16 protein-coding genes are annotated in these 23,786 nt (G+C 69.5%); 5 read left to right on the top strand and 11 right to left on the bottom strand.

Features of this window, described 5'->3' with window-relative positions:
• The first annotated feature begins 3 nt into the window (after positions 1-3).
• Entirely contained in the window at positions 4-819 is an 816-nt protein-coding gene (locus B2J89_RS05430) for a LytTR family DNA-binding domain-containing protein (RefSeq protein ID WP_169168211.1), read from the top strand.
• A gap of 15 nt (positions 820-834) precedes the next feature.
• Here the strand turns inward: B2J89_RS05430 and B2J89_RS05425 are convergent, their stop codons facing one another.
• Positions 835-1,473 carry an ATP-binding cassette domain-containing protein gene (locus tag B2J89_RS05425; protein ID WP_169168210.1) on the bottom strand — a complete coding sequence of 213 codons (639 nt, stop codon included), beginning with the start codon at positions 1,471-1,473 and terminating at the stop codon, positions 835-837.
• Between the two features lie 107 nt (positions 1,474-1,580).
• Between B2J89_RS05425 and B2J89_RS05420 the strand changes: the two genes are divergently transcribed.
• Entirely contained in the window at positions 1,581-1,949 is a 369-nt protein-coding gene (locus B2J89_RS05420) for a hypothetical protein (RefSeq protein WP_169168209.1), read from the top strand.
• A 14-nt stretch (positions 1,950-1,963) separates the two neighbouring features.
• On the opposite strand, the gene B2J89_RS05415 is transcribed toward B2J89_RS05420, so the two are convergent.
• The 9 genes from B2J89_RS05415 to B2J89_RS05375 form a co-directional block, all read right to left on the bottom strand.
• Positions 1,964-10,084 carry a GH36-type glycosyl hydrolase domain-containing protein gene (locus B2J89_RS05415; RefSeq protein ID WP_169168208.1) on the bottom strand — a complete coding sequence of 2,707 codons (8,121 nt, stop codon included), beginning with the start codon at positions 10,082-10,084 and terminating at the stop codon, positions 1,964-1,966.
• Between the two features lie 226 nt (positions 10,085-10,310).
• Positions 10,311-10,517, bottom strand: coding sequence for a hypothetical protein (locus B2J89_RS05410; protein WP_169168207.1), 207 nt, complete (start codon positions 10,515-10,517; stop codon positions 10,311-10,313).
• Positions 10,518-10,776: 259 nt separating this feature from the next.
• The gene (locus tag B2J89_RS05405) at positions 10,777-11,883 is read right to left on the bottom strand and encodes an XdhC family protein (protein WP_169168206.1); all 1,107 of its coding nucleotides are present in this window, start codon (positions 11,881-11,883) and stop codon (positions 10,777-10,779) included.
• Positions 11,884-11,906: 23 nt separating this feature from the next.
• Positions 11,907-12,530, bottom strand: coding sequence for a CoxG family protein (locus B2J89_RS05400; RefSeq protein WP_169168205.1), 624 nt, complete (start codon positions 12,528-12,530; stop codon positions 11,907-11,909).
• Positions 12,531-12,552: 22 nt separating this feature from the next.
• Positions 12,553-13,797, bottom strand: a complete 1,245-nt coding sequence (locus B2J89_RS05395) for a VWA domain-containing protein (RefSeq protein ID WP_169168204.1) — start codon at positions 13,795-13,797, stop codon at positions 12,553-12,555.
• Between the two features lies 1 nt (position 13,798).
• Positions 13,799-14,713: a MoxR family ATPase gene (locus tag B2J89_RS05390; protein WP_169168203.1), complete on the bottom strand. Its 915-nt coding sequence runs from the start codon at positions 14,711-14,713 to the stop codon at positions 13,799-13,801.
• An 83-nt stretch (positions 14,714-14,796) separates the two neighbouring features.
• Complete coding sequence (locus B2J89_RS05385; protein ID WP_169168202.1) at positions 14,797-15,588, bottom strand: xanthine dehydrogenase family protein subunit M; 792 nt, start codon at positions 15,586-15,588, stop codon at positions 14,797-14,799.
• A gap of 12 nt (positions 15,589-15,600) precedes the next feature.
• Complete coding sequence (locus B2J89_RS05380) at positions 15,601-17,988, bottom strand: xanthine dehydrogenase family protein molybdopterin-binding subunit (protein ID WP_169168201.1); 2,388 nt, start codon at positions 17,986-17,988, stop codon at positions 15,601-15,603.
• A 28-nt stretch (positions 17,989-18,016) separates the two neighbouring features.
• A complete protein-coding gene (locus B2J89_RS05375) occupies positions 18,017-18,487 on the bottom strand; it encodes a (2Fe-2S)-binding protein (RefSeq protein WP_169168200.1) in 471 nt (156 codons plus the stop codon).
• Positions 18,488-18,699: 212 nt separating this feature from the next.
• Here B2J89_RS05375 and B2J89_RS05370 point away from each other — a divergent pair, with 212 nt between their 5' ends.
• The 3 genes from B2J89_RS05370 to B2J89_RS05360 all read left to right on the top strand — a co-directional run bounded on the left by B2J89_RS05370 (position 18,700) and on the right by B2J89_RS05360 (position 22,478).
• Complete coding sequence (locus tag B2J89_RS05370) at positions 18,700-19,824, top strand: helix-turn-helix domain-containing protein (protein WP_169168238.1); 1,125 nt, start codon at positions 18,700-18,702, stop codon at positions 19,822-19,824.
• A gap of 234 nt (positions 19,825-20,058) precedes the next feature.
• Positions 20,059-20,679: a TRAP transporter small permease subunit gene (locus B2J89_RS05365; protein ID WP_169168199.1), complete on the top strand. Its 621-nt coding sequence runs from the start codon at positions 20,059-20,061 to the stop codon at positions 20,677-20,679.
• A gap of 14 nt (positions 20,680-20,693) precedes the next feature.
• On the top strand, positions 20,694-22,478 hold the full coding sequence (locus B2J89_RS05360) for a TRAP transporter large permease subunit (RefSeq protein WP_169168198.1): 1,785 nt from the start codon (positions 20,694-20,696) through the stop codon (positions 22,476-22,478).
• A 224-nt stretch (positions 22,479-22,702) separates the two neighbouring features.
• Here the strand turns inward: B2J89_RS05360 and B2J89_RS05355 are convergent, their stop codons facing one another.
• Positions 22,703-23,782, bottom strand: coding sequence for a TRAP transporter substrate-binding protein (locus B2J89_RS05355; RefSeq protein ID WP_169168197.1), 1,080 nt, complete (start codon positions 23,780-23,782; stop codon positions 22,703-22,705).
• Positions 23,783-23,786 lie beyond the last annotated feature (4 nt).

The raw sequence follows: 23,786 nt of genomic DNA, 5'->3' as shown, positions 1-23,786 counted from the left end.
CACATGAATACGCCCGCGCCGCGCGCCCTGATCGCCGAAGACGAACCGCTGCTGGCCGCGGCGCTGCAGCACGCACTGGCCCGGGCCTGGCCGGCGCTGCAGATCGCCGCCACCGTGGGCGACGGCCTGAGCGCCGTGCACACGGCGCTGGCGCTGCGCCCCGACGTGCTGTTCTTCGACATCCGCATGCCGGGCCTGAGCGGGCTGGACGCCGCAGCCGAACTGGCCGATGCCTGGCCCCAGGAACAGCCGTTTCCGGCGCTGGTCTTTGTCACCGCCTACGACCAGTACGCCGTGCAGGCGTTCGAAGCCCAGGCCGTCGACTACCTGCTCAAGCCCGTACAGGCGGCACGGCTGCAAAAAACAGTGCAAAAACTGCAGCAAACGCTTTCCCACAAAGCGCCTAAAGCTATGGATTTTGAAGCAACACTGGCCCAGCTGCGCCAGCTGCTTGCCGCCCCCGGCCTGGCGGGCATCGCCGCACCGCCCGCACCGCCGCTCACCGTGATCGCCGCCGGCCACGGCACGCAGATCCACATGGTGCCGGTCGATGACGTGCTGTACTTCGAGGCCGCCGACAAATACGTGCGCGTGCTCACCGCCGCGCACGAGTACCTGGTCCGCACGCCGCTCAAGGAGTTGGCCGCGCAGCTGCCGCCGCAGCAGTTCTGGCAGGTGCACCGCGGCACGCTGGTGCGCGCCAGCGCCATCGCCACCGTGGCGCGCGACGCCGCCGGCCGCCTGCAGCTAGCGCTGAAGGGGCGGCCGGAGCGGCTGACCGTGAGCCGCCTCTACGCCCACCTGTTCAAGGCGATGTAGGTCCCCCTGTCCGGGTCATTCGGCGGGCTCGGGCAGCGCAACCACCTCGGTCCACGGCACGCCGGGCAAGGTGCCGTAGTGCGCGACGACGATGGCGCGGCCCGGCTGCGCCGCGCTCGCTGCGAGCGCCTGGCACAGGTAGCGCACAGAAGGCTGGTCCAGCCCCGCCACCGGCTCATCGATCAGCGTGAGCGCCGCGCCCGAGGCCAGGGCCGCGGCCATCAGCACCTTGCGCTGGCTGCCGGCGGACAGCTGGTGCAGGGCCTTGTCCAGGTGCGGCTGCAGGCCCCAGCCCTGCACATGCGCGGCCAGCGCCGCGGCGTCCCAGGCGGCATGCTGCGCCGCCAGCTCGGCCCACCAGGCGCGCGCGCTCAGCGCATGCAGGGCGTCGGAGCGCGGGTCTTGCCAGAACACCTGGTGCCGGTAGGCCTGCGCCTGCGGGGCCACACGCACACCCCGCAGCACCCAGTGGCCCTGCTGGGCCGCCACCGCGCCGGCCAGCAGCCGCAGCAGCGTGGTCTTGCCGCTGCTGTCGCCGCCCTGCAGCAGCGTGGCGCCGCTGCGCACGCTCAGGCACCAGTCCGTGAAAAGTACGCGCTGCGGATAGCCAAAGCACAGGCCGTCGACCTGCAGCACTGGGCTTGCCTTGTCCATGAAATCTCCTTCGTGTTGGAACGGCGGGGCACGCCCATTCCCGCCGGCGCGGGTTTGCAGGACAATGCCTGCCCGCCCCATCCCATCCCATCCCTCTCAGGCATGCCATGACCCTGCGCTACCTCGATTTTGACTACAGCGAAGACGGCGAAGGCACAGGCACCTGGGATGCCATGGCCTCGGTGCTGCCCGCGCAGCTGAACGACCTGCTGGCCGAGGTGGCCCAGGTGCTGGACTGGGCGCACCGCGATTTTGCCGGGCAGCGCGGCCCCATCGAGGAAGGCGCGGACTGGGACTACGACCTGCAGTGCGTGCAGGAGGTGGTGACGCCGCAGGAACTCAGCTACGACGAGGCCACGCGCCAGATCACGGCGCACTGCGGCGCTCCCGGCGCGCCACGCTACACGCTCACGCTCTCGCTGTGCGGCAGGAAGGTGTTTGGCGAGACCTTGCGCCAGCGGTTCGGCCTGGACTAGCCGCGGTCCACCGCTCACGCCGCGGGCAGCGGCGCCACGGCCGCGGCGCTGGGCGACGGCAGGGGTGCCCGCGCCACCACCACATGCAGGCTGTCGCCCCCGGTGTCGGCCAGCGACAGCCACGCGCCTTCGGCCAGGGGGAAGGCACCGCGCGCGCGCGCGCGCTCAAGTTCGGCCGTCGCGCTGGCGGCGCACACAATGAATTCGTGCACGCGCCCGTCGCGCCGCAGGGTCACGGCGACGCTGGGCCAATGCGAAGGCAGGCGGGGCACGAAGCCCACCTGGCCGGGACGCACGCGCAGGCCGCAGATCGACTCGACCGCCGCACGGTGCATCCACGCGGCCGAGCCCGTGTACCAGCTCCAGCCGCCGCGCCCCACATAGGGGGCATGGGTGTAGACATCGGCCGCCATCACATACGGCTCGATGCCATAGACCGGCCCCTGGTCCGGATCGGCCGAACGGTGTGCCGGGCTCAGCTGCGTGAAGGTGCGGTAGGCCCCGTCGGCGTCGCCGAGCTGCGCCTGGGCCATCAGCTTCCAGACGCCGGCGTGCGAGTACTGGCCCCCGTTTTCGCGCACCCCGGGGGGATAGGCCTGGATGTAGCCGGCGTACGGTGTGGCGTGCTGCAGCGGCGGGTCGAGCAGGCGGTTGAGGCCATGCGCCTCGTCCACCAGCCAGCGCGCCGCCGACGCCATCGCGGTCTGCTGCTGCTCCGGCGTGGCGGCCCCCGACAGGACGCCCCAGGCCTGGGCGATAAGGTCGATGCGGCACTCGTGCGCGCGGTGCGTGCCCAGTGGCGTGCCATCGTCAAAAAACGCGCGTTGGAACCACTCGCCATCCCAGGCCCTGCCTTGCAACGCGGCCTGCCAGCCGCGCGCGGCGGCCTGCCAGCGCCGCGCGCGCTCGGGCTCGTTGCGCGCCAGCGCCACGGGCGCGAAGCCGCGCACGAGATCGCACAGGAACCAGCCCAGCCACACCGACTCTCCGCGCCCCTGATCGCCCACGCGGCTCATGCCGTCGTTCCAGTCGCCGCTGCCCATGAGCGGCAGGCCGTGGGCGCCGACCGCCAGGCTGCGGTCCAGCGTGCGCGCGCAGTGTTCGTACAGGCTGGCCGAGAGCGCGCTCACCTCGGGCACGAAGTAGGCGTCCTGCGCAGCAGCGGGCACCGGCGCGCCCTCGAGGAAAGGCACGGTCTCGTCGAGCACCGCAGCGTCGCCGGTCATGGCGACGTAGCGCAGCGCCGCATGCGGCAGCCACAGCAGGTCGTCGCTGCAGCGCGTGCGCACGCCAGCCCCCGTCGGCGCATGCCACCAGTGCTGTACATCGCCCTCGGCGAACTGCCGCGACGCCGCCAGCAGCAACTGCGCGCGCAGCATGCGCGGCGCCGCCACTGCCAGCGCCATCGTGTCCTGCAGCTGGTCGCGAAAGCCGAAGGCCCCGCCGGCCTGGTAGAAGCCCGCGCGCGCCCACAGGCGGCAGGCCACGGTCTGGTAGAGCAGCCAGCGGTTGGTCAGCGCGTCGAACAGCGCGTCGGGGGTGTGCACCGTCACGGCCCCCAGCAGTTCACTCCAGTGCGCGCTCACGGCGGCCTCGCGCTCGTCCGCCGTGTGCGCCAGGGCCTCGCGCGCCAGTGCCAGGGCGGCCTCGCGCGTGTCGCCATGGCCGAGCACGAACACGCACTCGCCCTGCGCGCCCCGGGGCAGCTGCAACGTGGTGGACGCGGCTGCGCACGGGTCCAGCCCGGTGCCCGCGCGCGCGCCGAAGTGGTCGGGCACGACGCGCTGGCCGCGGCTGTCGAACAGTTCGCGCCGGTCACACGTCCAGTCCACCAGCCGTGCATCGGCCGAACCCACGCGCTGCAGCGCAAAAAACGCAGTGCAGCCGCCAAACCCTGCGTGGCCGTCGCTTTGCGTGGCCAGCAGGACATCGGCGGCGGCGTCGCCCGCACGCGTGGCCGGCAGCGCTGCGCGTGCCGTGTGCACCGACTGCCGGTCCAGCCGCTGCGCGCCCATCACCCACTCGAGCATGCCGATGGCGCGAAGCTGCACAGGGCGCGCACCGCGGTTGCGCACCGCGATGCGCACCTGCTTGAGCGGGCGGTGGGCGTCCACGCACCAGCTGGCGAGCACCTCCACGTCGCCGCGCTGGTGGCGCAGCGTGGTGATGCCCTGGCCGTGCTCGACCGCATAGACGGTGTCGGCGCTGCCCGCGCCGGCGCCGACGTTCCAGACCTCGCGGCTGCGCAGGTCCTGCAGCCAGAAGCACTCGCCCCCGGGGTCGGTCACGGGGTCGTTGCTCCAGACGGTGAGCTGGTGCAGCCGGCTGTTGCCGGCCCAGCTGTAGCCTGCGCCCGCCTCGGACACCTGGGCGCCAAAACCCGGGTTGGCGAGCACATTGATCCACGGGCGCGCGGGGCGGCGCACGGGCGACACGTCAAAGCAGTAGTTGCCGCTCGCGCGGTCAAACCGCCCGGTCGGCGCGCCGCCGGACAGGGTGCCCAGGGCGACCGCGGGCAGAGCCACAGACTGCTCCATGCGCGCGTCCAGCGCCGCGTCGTGCCATTCGACCAGCTCGCGCACGTGGTGGGCGAGCGAGCGCCCGTCCGCATTCAGGCGCAGCCGCGCCAGCGCCGTGAACGTGGCCTGGTCGTCCGGGGTGACGTCGCTCGCATGCAGCACATGCAGGCCGCAAGCGCGCTCGGGCGCGGTGGAGCCGATGGCGTAGCGCTCGCGCAGCGCCTGCAGCTCCCGTTGCAAGGGCATCAGGTAGGACCAGGGTTCGGCATTGACGAGGATGAGGTCGCACGCCAGTCCACCCCATGACCACAGCCGCAGCGCCTGCACCAGGGAGCGCACCAGGCGCAGGCCATGCGTGGCGCTGATGTCGACCACGATGCACGGGCGGTCGCCCGAGATGCCATGGCGCCACAGCGTGCGCCGGTCGCAGCGCGGCGCCGCGCTGCCCGCGCCATACATCGGTGGCCGCGCGTGCAGCAGGGCGAGTGCGCTCGACAGGGTCTGGATGGCGCCACGGTCGTCGGCCGAAAGGGCCATTTCGCGCAGTCGCACGCTGGCAAACATGGCCGACATCAGTGCCGAGCGCTCGATGGCGGCCGGCTGGCGGTAGCGGTCCACCAGTGTCTCCAGCGCTTCGCGGCTGGCCGCGGCTGCCGTGGCCCAGGTGAGGCGCGCGCTGGAGTGGGCCGCCACTGTGATCTGCACCGACAGCGCGGCGATGGGGTCCAGGCCGGTGACGGCCGCGCCCGTCCCGCGCGCCGCTCCCTGCGCCAGGGGGTGGCCGGCGTCGCGGTTGCGGCCGAGCCAGCGGGCGCGATCGGTCTGCACCTGCACATGCGCCAGCGGATGGTCGCAATGGGCCATGAAATGCACCGCGTGCATGGGCTCCTGATGCTCGACATGGGGCTTGCGCGCCAGGTACAACGCCAGGTCTTCGGCATCCCATTCGGCCTGTACGAACAGGTTGGCAAACGCCGGGTGGGCTTCGTCGGCACGGGCCCCGAGCAGGGAGACCTCGAACATCGACAGCACCTCCAGCGTGATGGCCTGCGCGGTGGGGTTCCAGAGCTCGACGCGGCGCAGTTCGATGTCGTCCTCGGGGCTCACCCACACCGTGCAGCAGCTGCGCAGATCGGGCCACTGGGCATGCAGGCGCAGTTGATCGCTGTGGAAGGAGGCGTGGTAGTGGGCGTGCGGATCGGGCGCCGGGTGCTGGCTCAGCGACACGGGCGCGCCCGGGGCGTCGGTCCCGTGCCGGCGCAGATAGAGGAAGCTGCCGTGGGCGTCGCGCAGCGCATCGTCACGCCAGCGCGAGACGTCGGCCGCATTCCAGCGGCTCCAGCCCGCGCCATTGGCGCGCAGCGACACGCTGTAGCGGCCGTTGGACAGCAACAGCGTCGGCTGCAGCGCCCCGTCACCGGGCACCACGTCGCGCGTGGCGCTGGGGCCGGATTCGCTGCGCAGGAGCGCACGCGGCAGGGGCTCGGGGTCCTGCAAGCGCGAGACTTCGCGCGGCACGCGCTCTTGCAGCAGTGCGCCGACGGCGCACAGCCGCGCCTCGCCCATGGCCCAGCGCCGGGGCGCAGCGTCCAGGAGCACATTGGCCAAGGCCACGAGGACCATGCCCTGGTGGTGGGCCATGTAGGTCTGCACGCGGGTGACGGCACTGCCGTCGAGCTGGCGCTCGGCCGTGAAGTCCAGCGCATCCATGAAACCCATTTCGCTGCGTGCGTGCAGGCGTTCGAGCCGGCGCAGATTGGCCACCGCGGCGCCGGGCTCGTACATCGCGGCGAGTGCGCTCGCATACGGCGCCACCACCCGTTCGTCGGCCGGGGTGCGCCGCAGCGCCAGGCGCGGCACGCCCTGCGGCGCGTACTGGTAGGCCAAGGTGTGGTCGCTGGCGGCATAGGCCGACTCGGAAATGCCCCAGGGCATGCCGTGCACCTGTGCGAACGCACGCTGCTCGCGCACCGCCGAGCGCGCTGCGGTCTCCAGTACGCTGCCCGCGGGTTCGTCGATCACCAGGGCGGGCATGAGGTACTCGAACATCGAGCCCGACCACGAACGCAAACCCGCCCCCCAGCCCACGGCATAGAACGGCCGCCCCAGCGCACTCCAGTGGCTGGCCGGCACATCGCCTTTGGCAATGGCCCACAGGCTCGCCAAGCGCGACTCCGACGCCAGCAGGTCATAGAAACTCTCGTCGAGCTGCTCATCGGCCACGCGGTAGCCGATGTGGAACAGGCGCCGGCGCGGGTCGTAGAGAAAACCGAACTGCGCTGCCATGGCCAGGCCATGGCAGCGCGAGGCCAGCTGCTGCAGGCGCTGCCGGTGAATGCCCTCGCAGGCGGGCGCTGCAGCGCTGGCCATCTCGGTGCAGGCCCCGGCCAGCGCCAGCAGATGGCCGCAGAAGTTGCCGCTGTCCACGGTGGACACATAGCGCGGGTCCAGGGGCTCGAGCGTGTGCGTGCCATACCAGTTGAGGAAATGCCCGCGGTGGCGCGCCAGCAGCGCCAGCGTGGCCAGCGTGCGCTCGCAGCGCTCGAGCAGTTCCTCGGTGCCGATCCAGCCAAAGCGGCGCGCGCAGGCTACCGACAGCAGGTACATGCCGATGTTGGTCGGCGAAGTGCGCTGCGCCACCATGACGCGCGGCACCGTTTGCACGTTGTCGGGCGGCAGGTGGTGGGTCTGCGGCCCGACGTGGCGCACAAAGAATGTCCAGGTGTCGCGTGCCACACCCAGCAGGTACTCGCGGTCCGCCGTGCTGGGCGCCGGCGTGCGCCCTGCCTGCCAGGGCCGGCTGGCGCCCCAGATCCACAGCGGCGCCGCCGCCCACACAGCGCACAGGCCCAGCGCCAGCCACAGATGGGGCGCCGCCAGCGCCCACAGCAACGCGCCCAGTGCCGCAGCGGCCAGCGTGACCGGCGCATGGCGCAGGGCCAGCTGCGCCAGCTCCCCCTGGGCCGTGGCCTGCGCGCTGGCGGCCGTGGTCCATTGCAGCAGACCGCGCCGGCTGACCGCCATGCGCCACCATGCCGTGCCGATGGCGTGCGCCTGCTGCATGCCCTGCTGCAGCAGCACGGCCAGGCCCCACACCGTGCTTCCGAGCGCCCGGGCCACGTCGGCCAGGGCCTGGCGATAGAAATGCCCCAGGGCCAGGTCGTCGCGCCCCGGCGCCAGTCCAGCGATGGCCCCCAGCATGGGCCCAGCGCCATAGGCTGCGGCCACCAGGACCAGTGCGCGCCACGGGGAAACCGCCCCAGTGGCCAAGCACGCCAGCACCAGTGTCCCGGACATCGGCGCCATCAGCGAGCGGCGCAGGTTGTCCACCATTTTCCAGCGGTGGATGGCGAGCAGGTCAAAGCGGCGCCGCTGCGCCAGCACCGGCCACAGCTGCCAGTCCCCGCGCGTCCAGCGGTGCACGCGCGACGCGGCCACATCGGCGTGCAGCGGCGCGTCTTCCATCAGCGTGATGTCGCTCACGCCAGCGCAGCGCGCCAGCGAACCCTCCAGCAGGTCGTGGCTGAGAATCTGCTCGGGCGGCAGGCGCGCCGACAGCACGGCCTGCATGGCGCCAACGTGCAGCAAGCCCTTGCCGGAGAAGCTGCCTTCGGCGAACAGGTCCTGGTAGACCTCGGACGTGGCCGCGCTGTACGGGTCCACGCCACACTGCCCGGCAAACAGCCAATGGAATGGCGTGGCGGTATGGGCGTTGGGCAGCGGCGTGGTGAGGCGCGGCTGCAGGATGCCGTATCCGGACGCCACGCGGCGGCGCGCCACATCGACGCGCGGGCGGTTGAGCGGGTGCGCCGCCACGCCGACGAGCGCGCGCAATGTCCCGGGCGGCAGGCCGGTGTCGCTGTCGAGCGTGACCACGTAGGGCGTGCCGGCCACCGGGCGGGAACGGGCCCCGAGGTCCACAAAGGGCGAGTGCCCCTGCGTGGCCAGCAGGCCGATGAGCTGCTCGAGCTTGCCGCGCTTGCGCTCCCAGCCGATCCAGCGCTGTTCGGTCTCGGACCACTGGCGCTCCCGGTGCAGCAGCAAGAAACGCCGCTGCGCGACCTGGCCTTCGGCATCGGTGTCGGCGTAACGCTGCTCCAGCGCGTCGACGGCGTCGATGGCCAACTGCAGCAGCGCGCCGTCCGACGGCAGGGCCGCAGCATCGGCATCGGCGTAGTCGCTCAACAGCGCAAACTGGGCATGGGGCTCGCAGTTGGCCAGGTAATGCAGTTCCAGCTGGCGCGCCAGCGCCGCGATGCCGCTGGCATGGGTCAGCATCGCGGGAACGACCACCAAGACCCGGTGCTGTGGCGGCACGCCCTGGACCAGCGCCAGGCGCGGCAGGTGGCGCGGCGGCAGCGACTCGCTGATCAGCCGGTGGAGCACTGCAATCACGGTCTCGCTGGCGGGAAACAGGGCCAGCAATGCCAGCAGCGCCAGCCAGCCAGCGCCGGCCGCTGGCCGTGCCGAATGCCCGACGCACCACACCGCAAGCCCCACGCTGCCGGCTGCCGCAACGCCTAGATACGCCGGCACGATCGCGCGCCGCATCCGGGTCAGCCACTGGGCCTGCAACGCAGAGTCCAGGCCCAGCGCGCGCCGCAGTGCGGGCAGGCCCGGTCCCCGCAGCCAGTAGCCCGGCGCCTCGGTGGGTGCATCGCTGGGCTCGCCCCGAGGCATCGCGTCCGGAAGCGCGTGAGGCTTCATCAGGGCCAGCAGCGTTTGGGCCACCTCCAGCTCACTGTGCCCGCTGCGCCTTGCCAAGCGTTCAATGGCGTGCAGGCTCGTATCCTGGGTGTCGTCGCGCTCGGCGCAAAAGGTCGGTGAGCGCTGCAGTTGCCGCAAAAGCACGCTGGTGCGCGCAACCACGCTGCGCCAGTCGGTATTGCTCAGCAGGCGCAGCGAAGTGATGGCGTTGCGCACGCTCAGGTTGTCGGCGGCCTGCTCCGCATGCAGCTGGACCTGGGCATTGGCAGGCTCGGGCAATGCCTGGGCCAGCGCGTCGCGCACCTGCGCTGCCACTTCGGCCGAAACACCGTTCTTGCGCGGGTCCTGCCCACCCGCATCGAGGGCCAGGCGCTGCATGGCCTGCAGCACGAAAAGGCGGTCCACGCCGCGCTCGCGGAGGCTGTCGATCACCGGCTGCAGGCTGGCCGCAGCCTGGCTGCCATCGCTGCCCTGCAGCGTATCGCACCAGGCGTTGGCACATGCGCGGGCGGCCTTGGCAGCGGCGACGCGCTCGGCGAGGCGGCGCAGGTTCTCGACCAGCACCACGCGCAAGGACGTCGGCAAGGCCCACAGCTCCCCCAGCGTCAGTTCGCGCGTTTCCTGGTAAGCCTTCAGGAAATGCACCAGCAGGTCCTCGTCAAAGGCGCTGTCGGTGTGCGCCGCGAACGCCCAGGCAACGCCATAGATCCGCGGCAGGCCTGCCAGGTGCGCCTCGACCAGCACCGGCAGGTCCCGAAAGTAGCGCTGTGGCAGGCCTTCGTGGATTTCCTTCGTCTGCGCCATGACCACGTAGAAGTTGTCCAGCAGCCATTCGCCCGCCGGATTCACGTGGTGGCCGGTGGCAGCCTGCTGGGCGATGAAGTCGTGCGCTTCGTGCAGGACGCGCATGTTTTCGCGCATCCGGGGAAAGAACGGGGCCGCGCGGGCCCTCACACGGGCCTGGTGGGCCAAGGCCAGGCTGTGGCCATGCTGCGCGAAACGGGCTGCGCCAAAGATTTCGGCGCGTATGGGCGCCTCCACCGCCCCCCGGGCCGGATCCAACAAGGCCAGAGCCTGTGTTCCGGCAGAGGGAAGTTGCCGGGACAGGGGTGGCGGTTTCACTGACTGGAACGGATCAGAACAGGCACCACGCACTGGCCAGCGCCAGCACGGTGACCACGGTCAGCGTGGTCACGAAGCGCTGCGCCAAAAAGTGGTGGACGGATTCAGCTGCGCATGCGACGCGGTGCGAGAAACCGCTGCACTGCGCGCACTGGCGCAAATGCTCGGCCAACTGGGTGCGGCCCAAGCCCGAAAATGGGGGAAGGGATTTGGCTGACATGGTAGCTCCTCGGGGGAACAGGACAACGAAACAGCAACACCACCTGTGCCCATGAGTAGAGATGCTAGAAGGCCGCGGGCGGTGCGTCTGTCGGACAAGGCGCCAACCCGTAGAGAGACGGATCGACAGCCCCACCCCCAAAACGGTGCGTACAACGGTGCCGACGGCTGCTGTACACGGGTGCGCCGGCCAAACACCCCGATGCAGGGCGAAGCTGTGCGCAGTCTGAAGCGCGGATCCCGATGCGCCGACGGGGTCTTCAGTGCGGCACATCCCCCGGTGTACCGACGGGTGCGCCGACGCCCCACCCCGGCGCAGCGGATGCGGCGTGCGCCCCCTCGCGTTCGCTCTTGGCCTGTGCCACCGCCATGTCGCGCGGCAGGGCCACGCCGTTCTTCACGGCCAGCACCTCGGCCATGACGCTGACCGCGATCTCGGGCGGCGTCTTGCTGCCGATGTAGATGCCGATCGGGCCGCGCAGGCGCGCCAGGCTCTGCTCGGTCTGGCCGAAATGCGCGATCAGGCGCTCGCGCCGCGCGGCGTTGTTGCGCCGCGAGCCAATGCCGCCCACGTAGAACGCCTCGCTGCCCAGCGCTTCGAGCAGCGCCAGGTCGTCGAGCTTGGGGTCGTGCGTGAGCGCCACCACGCAGCTGCGCTGGTCGGGTTGGAAAGCGGTAACCACATCGTCGGGCATGTCGCTGAGCACCTGCGCGCCCGGCACGCTCCAGGCACCGCGGTATTCCGCGCGCGGATCGCACACGGTCACGGCAAAGCCGCAAAACAGCGCCATCGTGGCCAGGTACTCCGACATCTGGCCCGCGCCGATGATCAGCATGCGGTACCTGGGCCCAAAGGTGTTGGCGACCTGCGCCGCATCCATTTCGAGCGCAGCTGGCGCCTCGGCACGCGCCAGGATGGCGGCGCCGTCGGCCAGGCGAACGCTGCGCCGCACCATCTGGCCGGCGTCGAGCGCGCTCACCAGCTCGGCCAGACTGGCAGGGTCGGGGTCAAATTCGAGCAGCAGCTCCAGCGTGCCGCCACAGGGCAGGCCAAAGCGGTGCGCTTCGTCGGCGGTGACGCCGTACTTGGCAAACGCCGGCGGGCCGCTGGGCAGGACGTGCCCAGCGCCGCCCTCTGCCTGCCCGGAGCCTGCATAGGCGCGGGTGTAGCGGTCGACCAGGTCGTCTTCAATGCAGCCGCCCGACACCGAGCCCACCACGGCACCGGTCTCGCACAGCGCCATGATCGAGCCCTCGGGCCGCGGCGAAGAGCCCCAGGTGCGCACCACCGTGGCCAGCAGCGCACGCTGGCCGGCAGCGCGCCAGCCCTGCAGCGTGCGCAGCACCATGGCATCGAGGTTTTCCATGCCCAAGCCTCCTTTGAACCGGTTCAGGCCATCCACACAAGGGCGGCCAGCATCAGGACGATAAGCACGGCCAGCCAAGCCCAGGCCGGAATGCCAGTGCCAGTCCTGGTAGCGTGCGTTTGCGGCAGCGGTGCGCCGGACGGCTGGGCCTCGGCACCGCCCTGCGGTGTGGGCACGGCGCGCGGGTGGCGGCGCTGCATTTCAGCGCCAAAGCGCTGAAAGAAATCTTCCGCCAGACCCTTGGCCGCGCCGTCGATCAGGCGCTGGCCCAACTGCGCGATCTTGCCGCCCACGGTGGCGTGCACGCTGTAGTGCAGTTCGCAGCACTCCTGGCCCAGGGCATCGGGGGGCACCGGCGCCAGCCGCACCTGGGCCTGGCCCTTGCCGAAACCCGCCACACCACCCTGGCCATCGAAGGACAGGCAGTAGCTCTGCGGCGGCACGATGTCGCTGAGCGTGATCTTGCCGGCGAACTTGGCCGAGACCGGGCCGATCTTGAGCGCCATGCCCATGGCGTACTGGCCCTCGCCGCTGGTATCGAGCCTGTCGCAGCCGGGAATGCAGGCCTTGAGCACTCCGGGGTCGTTGAGCGCATCCCAGGCCTGCTGCTGGCTCACGGGAAGGGTGCGGCTGGCTTGCATTTCCATGGGGCTTCCTTTTTGGGGGGTTCTACCGTGCCCGCGCCGGCGCATGCAGCACCTGCGCCAGGCTGGCCGCCAGCTGCTGCAGGCTTTGCAGGTTGTGCACCGCGAGCATGGCGTCGGCCGCGCGGTGCAGCTCGGCAGCGCCGCGTGCACGGGGTTCATAGCCGCCAAAGCGCAGCAATGGGTTGAGCCACACCAGGCGCGCGCAGTGGCGCCGCAGCCAGGCCAGCTCCTGCGCCAGCGCCTGCGGCTCGCCCGTGTCCAGCCCGTCGCTGACCAGCAGCACCAGCGTGCGCCGGCCGACCAGGCGCCGCGCATGGCGCTGGCGCAGCTGCGCGAGCGCGGCCGCCAGCCGCGTGCCGCCGGCAAAGTCGGGGATGGCCCGGCTGGCCAGCGCGAGCATGGTGTCGGGGTCGGCATGGTCAAACGCCGGCGTGAGGTCGGTCAGCAGGGTGCCAAAGGCAAACACGTCGCGCCGCCCGGCGCCCGAGCCCGGCGCAGTGGCGGCGTGCAAGAAGGCCAGCAACAGGCGGGTGTAGCGCTCCATCGAACCCGACACGTCGAGCAGCACCAGAAGCGGCAGCGGCTGGCTCTGGCGCGCCAGGCGCGGCAGCTGCACGAGTTCACCGCCGGTGCGCGCAGCACGTTGCATCGCCAGTGGCCAGTCGGCGCGGGCGCCGCGGGGGCCGCGCTGGGTGCGGCGCGCGGCGTAGCGCGGCAGCGGCAGGGGCACGCGCTGCGCCAGGCGCTGCACCAGCAGGTATTCGCTGGCCGAGAGCTGGTTGAAGTCGGCTGCCTTGAGGCGTTCGCGTTCGCTGGCCGTCATGGCGGCGTCGAAATCGACCTTGTCGTCTTCGCGCGCTGCTGCAGCACGCGCTGCGCGCACCGGTGCCAGCGCTTCGGCCACGCGCGGGCGGCGCTTGGCGGGCTCGGCCCGGCTCTCGGCGCTGGGCAGCATCTGCGCAAGCAGCTTTTGCGCCACATTGGGGTTGCGAAAGTAGCTGTCGAACAGCTCGCGGAACACCAGCCGGTCCTGCTCGCGCCCCACCAGCACGGCCTCGAGTGCGGCACCGAAATCGGCGCGCGCCAGTCCCACCAGCATCGCGGCTTCCTGCGCCAGCGCGATTCGCGTGGCGTCCGCGGGCACGCCGGCGCGGCGCAGCGCGCGCGCAAACCCGGCGAGGTTGTCGGCGAACTTGCCGCGCCGTGCGTCGCCCAGTGGGCTGACCCCGCCCGGCACGTTCAACGGCAAGTGCGCGGCGGCCGGCATGTCAGTCGGGGGCGAGGAGCTGCGCCGCCATGTCCGGCGTCAGGGCCGCCACGTCTTCGCGCTGCTTGAACAGGATGCCCGCGGTGTCCTGCACCACTTCGGGATCGACCACCAGGGTGTCGAGCGCCACCAGCGCCTTGGCCCACTCCACCGCTTCGGCAATGCCGGGCGCGCGCTGGAAGGCGTTGGCAAAAGGCTGGCTGCGCAGGCGGGCGACGAAGTCGGCCACCTGTTCCGACAGGCGCGCGCTGGCGCCTGGCACCTGGGCGCGCACGATGGCGAGTTCGCGCTCGCGGTCCGGGTAGTCGAGCCAGTGGTACAGACAGCGGCGCTTGACGGCATCGTGCAGATCGCGCGTGCGGTTGCTGGTGAGCAGCGTGACCGGCGGTGCCTGGGCGCGCACCGTGCCGAGTTCGGGAATGCTGACCTGGTATTCGCCAAGGTATTCGAGCAAAAACGCCTCGAAGGGCTCGTCGGCACGGTCGATTTCGTCCACCAGCAGCAGGGCGCCGGGCGCCGGCGTGCGCAGGGCCTGGAGCAGCGGGCGGCTGAGCAGATAGCGCTCTTGGTAGATTTCGCGCTCGATGCGTTCGGCATCCAGTGCGCCCTGCCCTTCCGCGGCGCGCATGTGCAACAGCTGCGCGGCGTAGTTCCATTCGTACAAGGCTTCGCGCTGCTCCAGGCCGTCGTAGCACTGCAGGCGGATCAGGGGGCGGCCCAGGGCGCGCGCCAGCGCCTGTGCCAGCGCGGTCTTGCCCACGCCGGGCTCGCCTTCGAGCAGCAGCGGGCGCTGCAGCGCCAGCGCAAGCCAGGCGGCGGTCGCCAGGCGGCGGTCGGCAAAGTAGCCCTGGGCCTGCAGCGCCTGCGCCAGCGCATCGATGGTTGCGGGTGCCAGGGACCGTGGGTCTGCATTCATTTGCTACATTTTCTATAGCTACCAGCGCTTACTGGGAAAGCGCTTGCGCCTGTTTTGAATCAAAATGTGCACTGCCGGCAGCGTCAACCCAGCATGTGCGCCACGGCGCGCTGCGCCAGCACGCTGATGAGCTGCGCGCGGTACGCCGGGCTGGCGTGGATGTCGTTGCCCAGCTCGGCGTGGTCGACACGCACGGCAGCGGCCGATTCGGGCGTGAAGCTCTGGTTCAGCGCGGCTTCGAGTGCCGCCTGGCGAAACACGCTGCTGGCGGCGCCGGTGACCGCGACGCGCACCCCGGCCTGCGTCTGCGCCACGAACACGCCCACCAGCGCAAAGCGCGACGCGCCCTGGCGGAACTTGATGTAGGCGGCCCGCTGCGGAATCGGGAAGCGCACGGCCGTGATCAGCTCGCCCTCTTCCAGCGCCGTGGTGTACATGCCCACGAAGAAGTCGTCGGCGGCGATGTCCCGGCGCTGGGTGACCACCGTGGCGCCCAGCGCCAGCACCGCGCTGGGGTAGCAGGCGGCCGGGTCGTTGTTGGCCAGCGAGCCGCCCAGCGTGCCGCGCGCGCGCACCTGCCGATCGCCGATGTGCTCGGCCTGGTCGGCCAGCGCGGGAATGGCGGCCCGCACCTCGGCGCTGTCGGCCACCGCCTGGTGGCATGCCATGGCGCCGATGACGAGCTGGTCGCCGTCGCGGTGGATGCGGTCCAGGCCCGGGATACGGCCCAGGTCGACCAATTGGCCGGGGTTGGCCAGGCGCAGGCGCAGCGCGGGCAGCAGGCTTTGCCCGCCGGCAAGGGGGCGCGCGCCGGCTGCGGCTTGCGCAGCCGCAGCGTCCAGCGTGGCCGGGGCGTCGTAGGTAAAGGCGTACATGCTGGAATCTCCTTAGACCTGTGCGTTCTGGATGGCCTGCCACACACGGTGCGGCGTCGCGGGCATGTCGAAATCCTTCACGCCCAGGGGCGCCAGCGCGTCGAGCACGGCGTTGATGACCGCAGGCGGCGAGCCAATCGCCCCGGCTTCGCCGCAGCCCTTGGTGCCCAACGGGTTGTGCGTGCACGGCGTGCAGACATGGCCCAGCGTGAACTGCGGGATGTCGCCCGCGCGCGGCAGGGCGTAGTCCATGAAGCTGCCCGTGAGCAGCTGCCCGGTTTCGCGGTCGTAGACGCAGTTCTCCATCAGCGCCTGGCCAATGCCCTGCGCCAGCCCGCCGTGCACCTGGCCCTCGACGATCATCGGGTTGATGATGGTGCCGAAGTCGTCCACGGCGGTGAAGCGGTCCACGCGCACCACGCCGGTCTGCGGGTCCACCTCGACCTCGCAGATGTAGGTGCCTGCCGGGAAGGTGAAGTTGGTCGGGTCGTAGAACGCCGTTTCGTTCAGGCCGGGCTCGAGCTTGTCGAGCGGGTAGTTGTGCGGCACGTAGGCGGTGAGCGCGATCTGCGCGAACGGGATCTTCTTGTCCGTTCCCTTCACGGTGAATTCGCCGCCCGCAAAGTCGATGTCGGCATCGCTGGCTTCCATCAGGTGCGCGGCGATCTTTTTCGCCTTGGCCTCGATCTTGTCGAGCGCTTTCATGATGGCCGCGCCGCCGACGCTGATCGAGCGCGAGCCATAGGTGCCCATGCCGAAGGGCACGCGCCCGGTGTCGCCGTGGACGATGTCGACGTTTTCCACGGGAATCCCCAGGCGCGCGGCCACCACCTGCGCAAAAGTCGTCTCGTGCCCCTGGCCGTGGCTGTGCGAACCCGTGAACACCGTGACGCTGCCGGTTGGGTGCACGCGCACTTCGCCGCATTCAAACAGGCCGGCGCGCGCGCCCAGCGCCCCGGCGATGTTCGAGGGCGCAATGCCGCAGGCTTCGATGTACGACGAGTAGCCGATGCCGCGCCGCAGGCCCCTGGCTTCGCTGGCCGCGCGGCGCGCCTCGAACCCCGCGACATCGGCGAGTTCCTGCGACTGCGCCATGCAGGCTTGGTAGTCGCCAACGTCGTACTGCAGCGCCACCGGCGTCTGGTAGGGAAAGCTGGTGATGAAGTTGCGCTTGCGGATATCGTCCTGCGTGAGTCCCAACTCCCAGGCGCAGCGTGACACCAGGCGCTCGAGCAGATAGGTGGCTTCGGGCCGGCCCGCCCCCCGGTACGCATCGACCGGCGTGGTGTTGGTGAACCAGGTATCCACCTCGACGTACACCTGCGGCGTGCTGTATTGGCCCGCCAGCAGTGTGGCGTACAGGATGGTGGGCACGGCGCTGGCAAAGGTGCTGAGGTAGGCGCCCAGGTTGGCATCGGTGTGCACCCGCAGAGCCAGGAACTTGCCCTGCGCATCCATGGCCATTTCGGCATGGCTCACATGGTCGCGCCCGTGCGCATCGGTCAGGAAGGCCTCGCTGCGCTCGGCCACCCATTTGATGTTGCGGTTGAGTTTTTTCGACGCCCAGGTCAGGCACACGTCTTCGGCGTACAGAAAGATCTTGGAGCCAAAGCCGCCGCCCACATCGGGCGCTATCACGCGCACCTTGTGTTCGGGCAGCCCCAGCACGAAGGCCGTCATGAGCAGGCGTTCGACGTGCGGGTTCTGGTTGCTGACGTACAGCGTGTATTCGCCGTTCGCCCTGCTGTACGAGCCAATGGCGGCGCGCGGTTCGATGGCGTTGGGGATCAGCCGGTTGTTGACCAGGTCGAGCTGCGTGACGTGCGCAGCGTTGGCAAACACCGCCTCGACGGCGACCTTGTCGCCCAGGGCCCATTTGAAGCAGTGGTTGTCTTCGGCGATGTCGTGCACGACCGCCCCCGCCACGGCGCCCGCGGCCGCATCGGCCACGTTGACGACCGCCGGCAGCACCTCGTAATCGACTTCGACGCGCTCGGCGGCATCGCGCGCCTGTTGCAGCGTCTCGGCCACCACCATGGCGACCTGGTCGCCCACGTGGCGCACCTTGCCCTGCGCCAAGATGGGGTGCGGAGGCTCCTTCATGGGCTCGCCATTGGTGCTGGTGATCAGCCAGCCGCACGGCAGACCGTTGATGTGGTCGGCCGCCACGTCGGCACCGGTGAACACGCCCAGCACACCGGGCAGTGCCTTGGCGGCCTCGGTGTGGACGCTGTTGACCCTGGCATGCGCGTGCGGCGAGCGCACGAACACGGCAAAGCTCTGCGCCGCCAGCACCACGTCGTCGGTGTACTGGCCGGCGCCCGTGAGAAAGCGGTAGTCCTCCTTGCGGCGGACCGGTTCGCCGATGTGCGGCAGCTTGGAAAAGTCGGATGCACCCATGGTTGTGTCTCCCTGTACGGCCTGCAACTCAATTGGCGGCCATGGCCTGCTGGCCCCGCTGCACGGCCTTGACGATGTTCTGGTAACCGGTGCAGCGGCACATGTTGCCGTCGAGCAATTCGCGGATCTGCGCCTCGCTGGCGTGGGGGTGGTGCTGCACCAGGTCCAGCGCGCTCATCACCATGCCGGGCGTGCAAAAACCGCACTGCAGGCCGTGGCACTCCTTGAAGGCTGCCTGCATGGGGTGCATGGTGCCGTCGGGTGCGGCCACGCCCTCGATGGTCTGCACGTCAGCGCCCTGTGCCTGCGCAGCCAGCATGGCGCACGATTTGACGGCACGGCCGTCGACGATCACGGTGCAGGCACCGCACTGGCTGGTGTCGCAGCCCACGTGCGTGCCGGTGAGCTGCAGGTGCTCGCGCAGCGCATGCACCAGCAGGGTGTGGGGGGGAACGTCAATACTGGCTGGGCGGCCGTTGACCGTGAACTGGACTTGCATCTCGCTGTCTCCTCTGGAGGTGATGGCTGGATTGGCAAGGCGCATCTTCTGCCCCACCCGGGCCGCCATCCCTAGGGACAACCCTAGATTTCTGCCGCGGCCCGCAAGGTATTCTCAAAATGAAACATGCTGCGGCGCACCTGCGCGAATGCCCTGCAGCCTGCGCTCGGTCGCCGCCGCCCGCGGCCCCGGCGTCCACCCCGGGGGTACCGATGTTCGCGCCCGACTTACACACGCCCGCCGACCGCAGCGCCCTGATCGCCCAGGCCCGGCGCGCCCTGCTGCAGGCCGGCGCACCGGCCGAGGCCTGCGGCGTGGCGCCCTGGATCGTCCGATCCTGGCAGCGCTGCCTGGCCCGCGGGCGCCAGCCCGGCGAGGCGGTGGTGTTCGATGCCGTGAACGCCAGCACCCTGCGCCGCAGCACCGACGCTCACAGGACGTTGCTGCGCGCAGCGCGCCCCGTGCAGGCGCAGCTTGCACGCGCCGTGGCGGGCATGCGCTGTTTCACGCTGCTGACCGATGCGCATGGCGTGGTGGTCGATGTGCAGGGCCCCCTCGACCGCGCCGATGCCCGCGCACGGGCCATTGGCCGCGTGGGGCTGGACCTGTCGGAAGCTGCCGTCGGCACCACCGCCATTGGCGCGGCGCTGGCCGAGCTGCAGCCCGTGTGGCTGCACCGCGGCGAGCATTTTTTCGATGGCAACAGCAGCTACAGCTGCGCGGGCGCACCGCTGCAGGGTCCGCGCGGCGAATGCGTGGGCATGCTCGACCTGACCGGCGTCGACGTGCCCGAGCGCCCCGAGCTGCGCCATCTGGTGGCGCGGTCGGCCCGCGCCATCGAAGACGCGCTGCTGCTGCAGCTGCCGCACGCCCTGCTGCTGCGCCTGAACTGGCCCGGTGCGCCACTGGGCGGCGAAGCCGACGGTCTGCTCACGCTCGACGCCGAGGGTTTTGTGGTGGGCTGCAACAGCCTGGCACGGCAACTGCTGCCGCTGGCGGCCGCGGGCCAGCGCCTGCACTGCGCCGATTGGCTGGCGCTGCCCTGGCCGCTGGTGTTCGACGCAGCGCACTGCCACCTGGCTGCGCCGCTGGACCTGCCGCTGTGGTCGGGCCTGCGCCTGCAGGGCCTGGCGCAGCCGCATGCCGATGCCGCCCGGGTATACGGCACCGCTAGAGCCACGCACGCGCGCTTGCGCGACGCAGAAACCGCGCTGATCCGCAAAGCGGTGCAGGACGCGCGCGGCAACGTGGCCGACGCCGCGCGCGCTCTGGGCATCAGTCGCGCCACGGTCTACCGCAAACTGCAGCCCGCACGCAGTGCGCCACGCAGCCGCTGACGCCACACGGCGCAGCGCCCTGAGCGCTTTGAAGGGGGCGGCCTGCACCGTACAGGCACCGCACCGCAGACCTTGGAGCATGTCGGGGATAACACCAATCACGCCCGTCACGCACCCGTCAGTCTCGGCCGGTATTGCTCCGTAGAATCGCGCGTTCGTAACAATTTGCTGATTCGCCCGCCATGGAGCGGTGGCGGATCTTTTTTTGTGCACGCAGGCTTTTTCGGAGACCCCATGCAAGCCCTCATCAGACTCTCCAGAGGCATCGACTGGCTCAACGGCCAGGTCGGTAAATACGTTATCTGGCTCATCCTCGCGTCCACCGTCATCAGCGGCGTCAATGCCGTGGTGCGCAAGGCGTTCAACTACAGCTCCAATGCCTTCCTCGAAGTGCAGTGGTACCTGTTTGCGGCAGCATTCCTGCTCGCGGCCGGCTACACGTTGCTGCAGGGTGAGCACGTCAAGGTGGACGTGGTATCGAGCCGCCTGTCCAAACGCACGCAAATCTGGATCGACGTCGTTGGCTTTGCCTTCTTCCTCACGCCCATGTGCCTGGCGGTGCTGTGGTATGGCATTCCGTTCTTCCTCAAAGGCTACCTGTCGGGCGAAATGTCCAACAACGCCGGTGGCCTGGTCCGCTGGCCCGTCTACGCCATGATGCCGCTGGGTTTTGGCCTGCTGATGCTGCAGGGCCTGTCCGAGCTGATCAAGCGCCTGGCCTTCCTGCAGGGCCTCATGGACGACCCCACCGCCAAGAAAGCGGAAAAGACCGCCGAGGAGGAGCTTGCCGAATCGATCCGCCGCCTGGCCGAGGCCGCCAAAGGCAACGGTACCACCGCCCACAAGGCCGACTGAGCGGAGCACATTCCATGGAATTCTTCACCCAAAACCTCGCGCCGATCATGTTCGGCGGGCTCATCGTCTTCCTGCTGCTTGGCTTCCCGGTCGCGTTCAGTCTGGGCGCCTGCGGTCTTTTCTTCGGCTTCATCGGCATTGAAATGGGTGTGCTGCCCGAGGCCTTGATGCAGGCACTGCCGCTGCGCATCTTCGGCATCATGCAGAACGACACCCTGCTGGCCATCCCGTTCTTCACGCTGATGGGCCTGATCCTGGAGCGCAGCGGCATGGCCGAGGACCTGCTCGACACCATCGGCCAGCTGTTCGGCCCGGTGCGCGGCGGCCTGGCGCTCGCGGTGATCTTCGTCGGCGCGCTGCTGGCGGCCACCACCGGCGTGGTGGCCGCCTCGGTGATCTCGATGGGCCTGATCTCGCTGCCCATCATGCTGCGCTATGGCTACGACCGGCGCATTGCCACCGGCGTGATTGCCGCCTCGGGCACGCTGGCGCAGATCATTCCCCCCTCGCTGGTGCTCATCATCCTGGCCGACCAGTTGGGCCGCAGCGTGGGCGACATGTACAAGGGCGCCTTCATTCCCGGCTTCATGCTGACGGGCATGTATGCGTTGTACGTATTCGCACTGGCCATCTTCAAACCGAGCTGGGTCCCGGCTTTGCCGCCCGAGGCGCGCACCATCCGCGAAGACGACGGCAAGAGCGGCCTGCCCTCGCTGCTGGTGCTCACCGTGGTGTCGGTGGGGGCCTCGTTGTTCTTTGCCCACCACATCGTCGACGTGCACAGCTGGTGGACCGGCGAAGCCGTGACCAGCGTCCCCAAGGACGAAACCATCGTCGTGTCGATGTGCGTGGGCGTGGCGCTGGCCTTTGTGCTGTCCATGGTCAACAAGGTCACGCGCATGGGCCTGCTCTCGCGCATGGCTGAGCGCGTGACCTTCGTGCTGATCCCGCCGCTGCTGCTGATCTTCCTGGTGCTGGGCACCATCTTCCTGGGCGTGGCGACGCCCACCGAAGGCGGGGCCATGGGCGCACTGGGGGCCTTCACCATGGCCATGGTGCGCGGGCGCCTGAGCTTCTCGCTGCTCAAGCAGGCGCTCAACACCACCACCAAGCTGTCGTGCTTCGTGGTGTTCATCCTGATCGGCTCGACCATCTTCAGCCTGGTGTTCCAGGGCGTGGACGGCCCGCGCTGGGTCGAGCACCTGCTCAGCGGCCTGCCCGGCGGCGAGGTCGGCTTTCTGATCGTGGTCAACATCATGATCTTCTTCCTGGCCTTCTTCCTCGACTTCTTCGAGCTGTCGTTCATCGTGGTGCCTCTGCTGGCGCCCGTGGCGGACAAGCTCGGCATCGACCTGGTCTGGTTTGGCGTGCTGCTGGCCGTGAACATGCAGACCTCGTTCATGCACCCGCCGTTCGGCTTTGCGCTGTTCTACCTGCGCAGCGTCGCGCCCGCCGTGGCCTACACCGACAAGCTCACGAAGAAGCTGATCCAGCCGATCACGACCATGCAGATCTACTGGGGCGCCGTGCCCTTCGTGCTGATCCAGATCGTCATGGTGGGCCTGATCATTGCCTTCCCCGGCATCGTCTCCAGCGGCCTGGACAAGCCCGAGGTGTACGACATGGAGAAGATCCAGCAGCAGATGGAATCGGACATGCTCCACTCCGACCCGCAGGACCACCCGCAGGACGACCCCTTCGCCACGCCGCCCGGCCCGCAGGAGCCATCAGGGACGGAGCCGCCTGCGGACGACCCGCTCAAGGCGGCGCAAGACGCGGTGCAGCGCGACAGCAAGTGAGCCCAGCGTCCAGGCGCTGAAGCCCCCAAATCCAGGCCCCATGCAATGGGGCCTTTTTTATGGTCTTTTGAGGCTCAAACCCTTGCTGGACCAGCGCATCAAGCTATCTTTTTGACAGCAATGCTGAAACATCTGCACCCAGGCAGGGCCTGAACCCAACAAAAAAAGCCCCGCAGAGCGGGGCCGAAAGGGTGGCAGTGAGCCACCCGGGGGGATCCAGGGTCCTACAGCTTCTGGCGCTGCATGAAGTTGTCGAAGCTGGCCTCCGCAAAGCGGAACCACAGCACCTGGTCGCGCTGGAAGTTGCGGTAGTCGCCATAGATCTTCTTCCAGTCGGGGTTCTTTTCGCTCAGCTCGGCGTACAGCTCCATGGTGGCCTTGAACGAGGCATCCATCACCGACTGCGGGAACGCCAGCACCTTGGTCTTGGCGCCCACGAGCTGCTTGAGCGCGCCCGGGTTGCGCGCGTCATAGCGGCCCTGCGTCACCACATGGGCTTCGTGGGCGGCCGCCTGCACGATGGCCTTGTATTCGCTCGAGAGGCCATTGAAGGCCTTGTCGTTGATGTAGAACTCCAGGTTCAAGCTGCCTTCCCACCAGCCGGGGTAGTAGTAATACGGTGCCACCTTGTTGATGCCCAGCTTCTGGTCGTCGTAGGGTCCGATCCACTCGGCCGCGTCGATCGTGCCCTTCTCCAGCGCCTGGTAGATTTCTCCGCCGGGAATGTTCTGTGGCACGCCGCCCATGCGCTCGATGACCTTGCCGGCAAAGCCCCCCACGCGGAACTTCAGGCCCTTGATGTCGGCCGGCGACTTGACCTCCTTGCGGAACCACCCGCCCATCTGCGCGCCGGTGTTGCCACCGACGAAGTTGACGATGTTGTACTTGGCATAAAACTCACGCATCAGCTTGCCGCCGTTGCCGTCGACGATCCACGCCGTGAGCTGGCGCGAGTTCATGCCGAACGGAATCGCACCGCCAATGGCAAAGGCCTCGTTCTTGCCGAAGAAGTAGTACGGCGCGGTGTGTGCGATCTCTACGGTGCCGTTCTGCACGCCATCGACCACGCCAAACGCCGGCATCAGCTCACCGGCGGCATGCACCGAGACCTCGAACTTGCCGCCCGACATCTCCTTGACCGCTTTGGAGAACACATCGGCCGAACCGAAAATGGTGTCCAACGATTTGGGAAAGCTCGACGCCAGCCGCCAGCGGACCACCGGCTGCGCATGGACCACCGGTGCCACACCGGCGGCCAGCACGCCGGCGATGCCGGCATTCTTGATAAGGGAGCGACGATCCATGGCA

Source organism: Acidovorax sp. SRB_24 (genome assembly GCF_012931925.1).
Note: the sequence above shows the minus strand (reverse complement) of the source record. Positions and strands in the feature narration are given on the sequence as shown.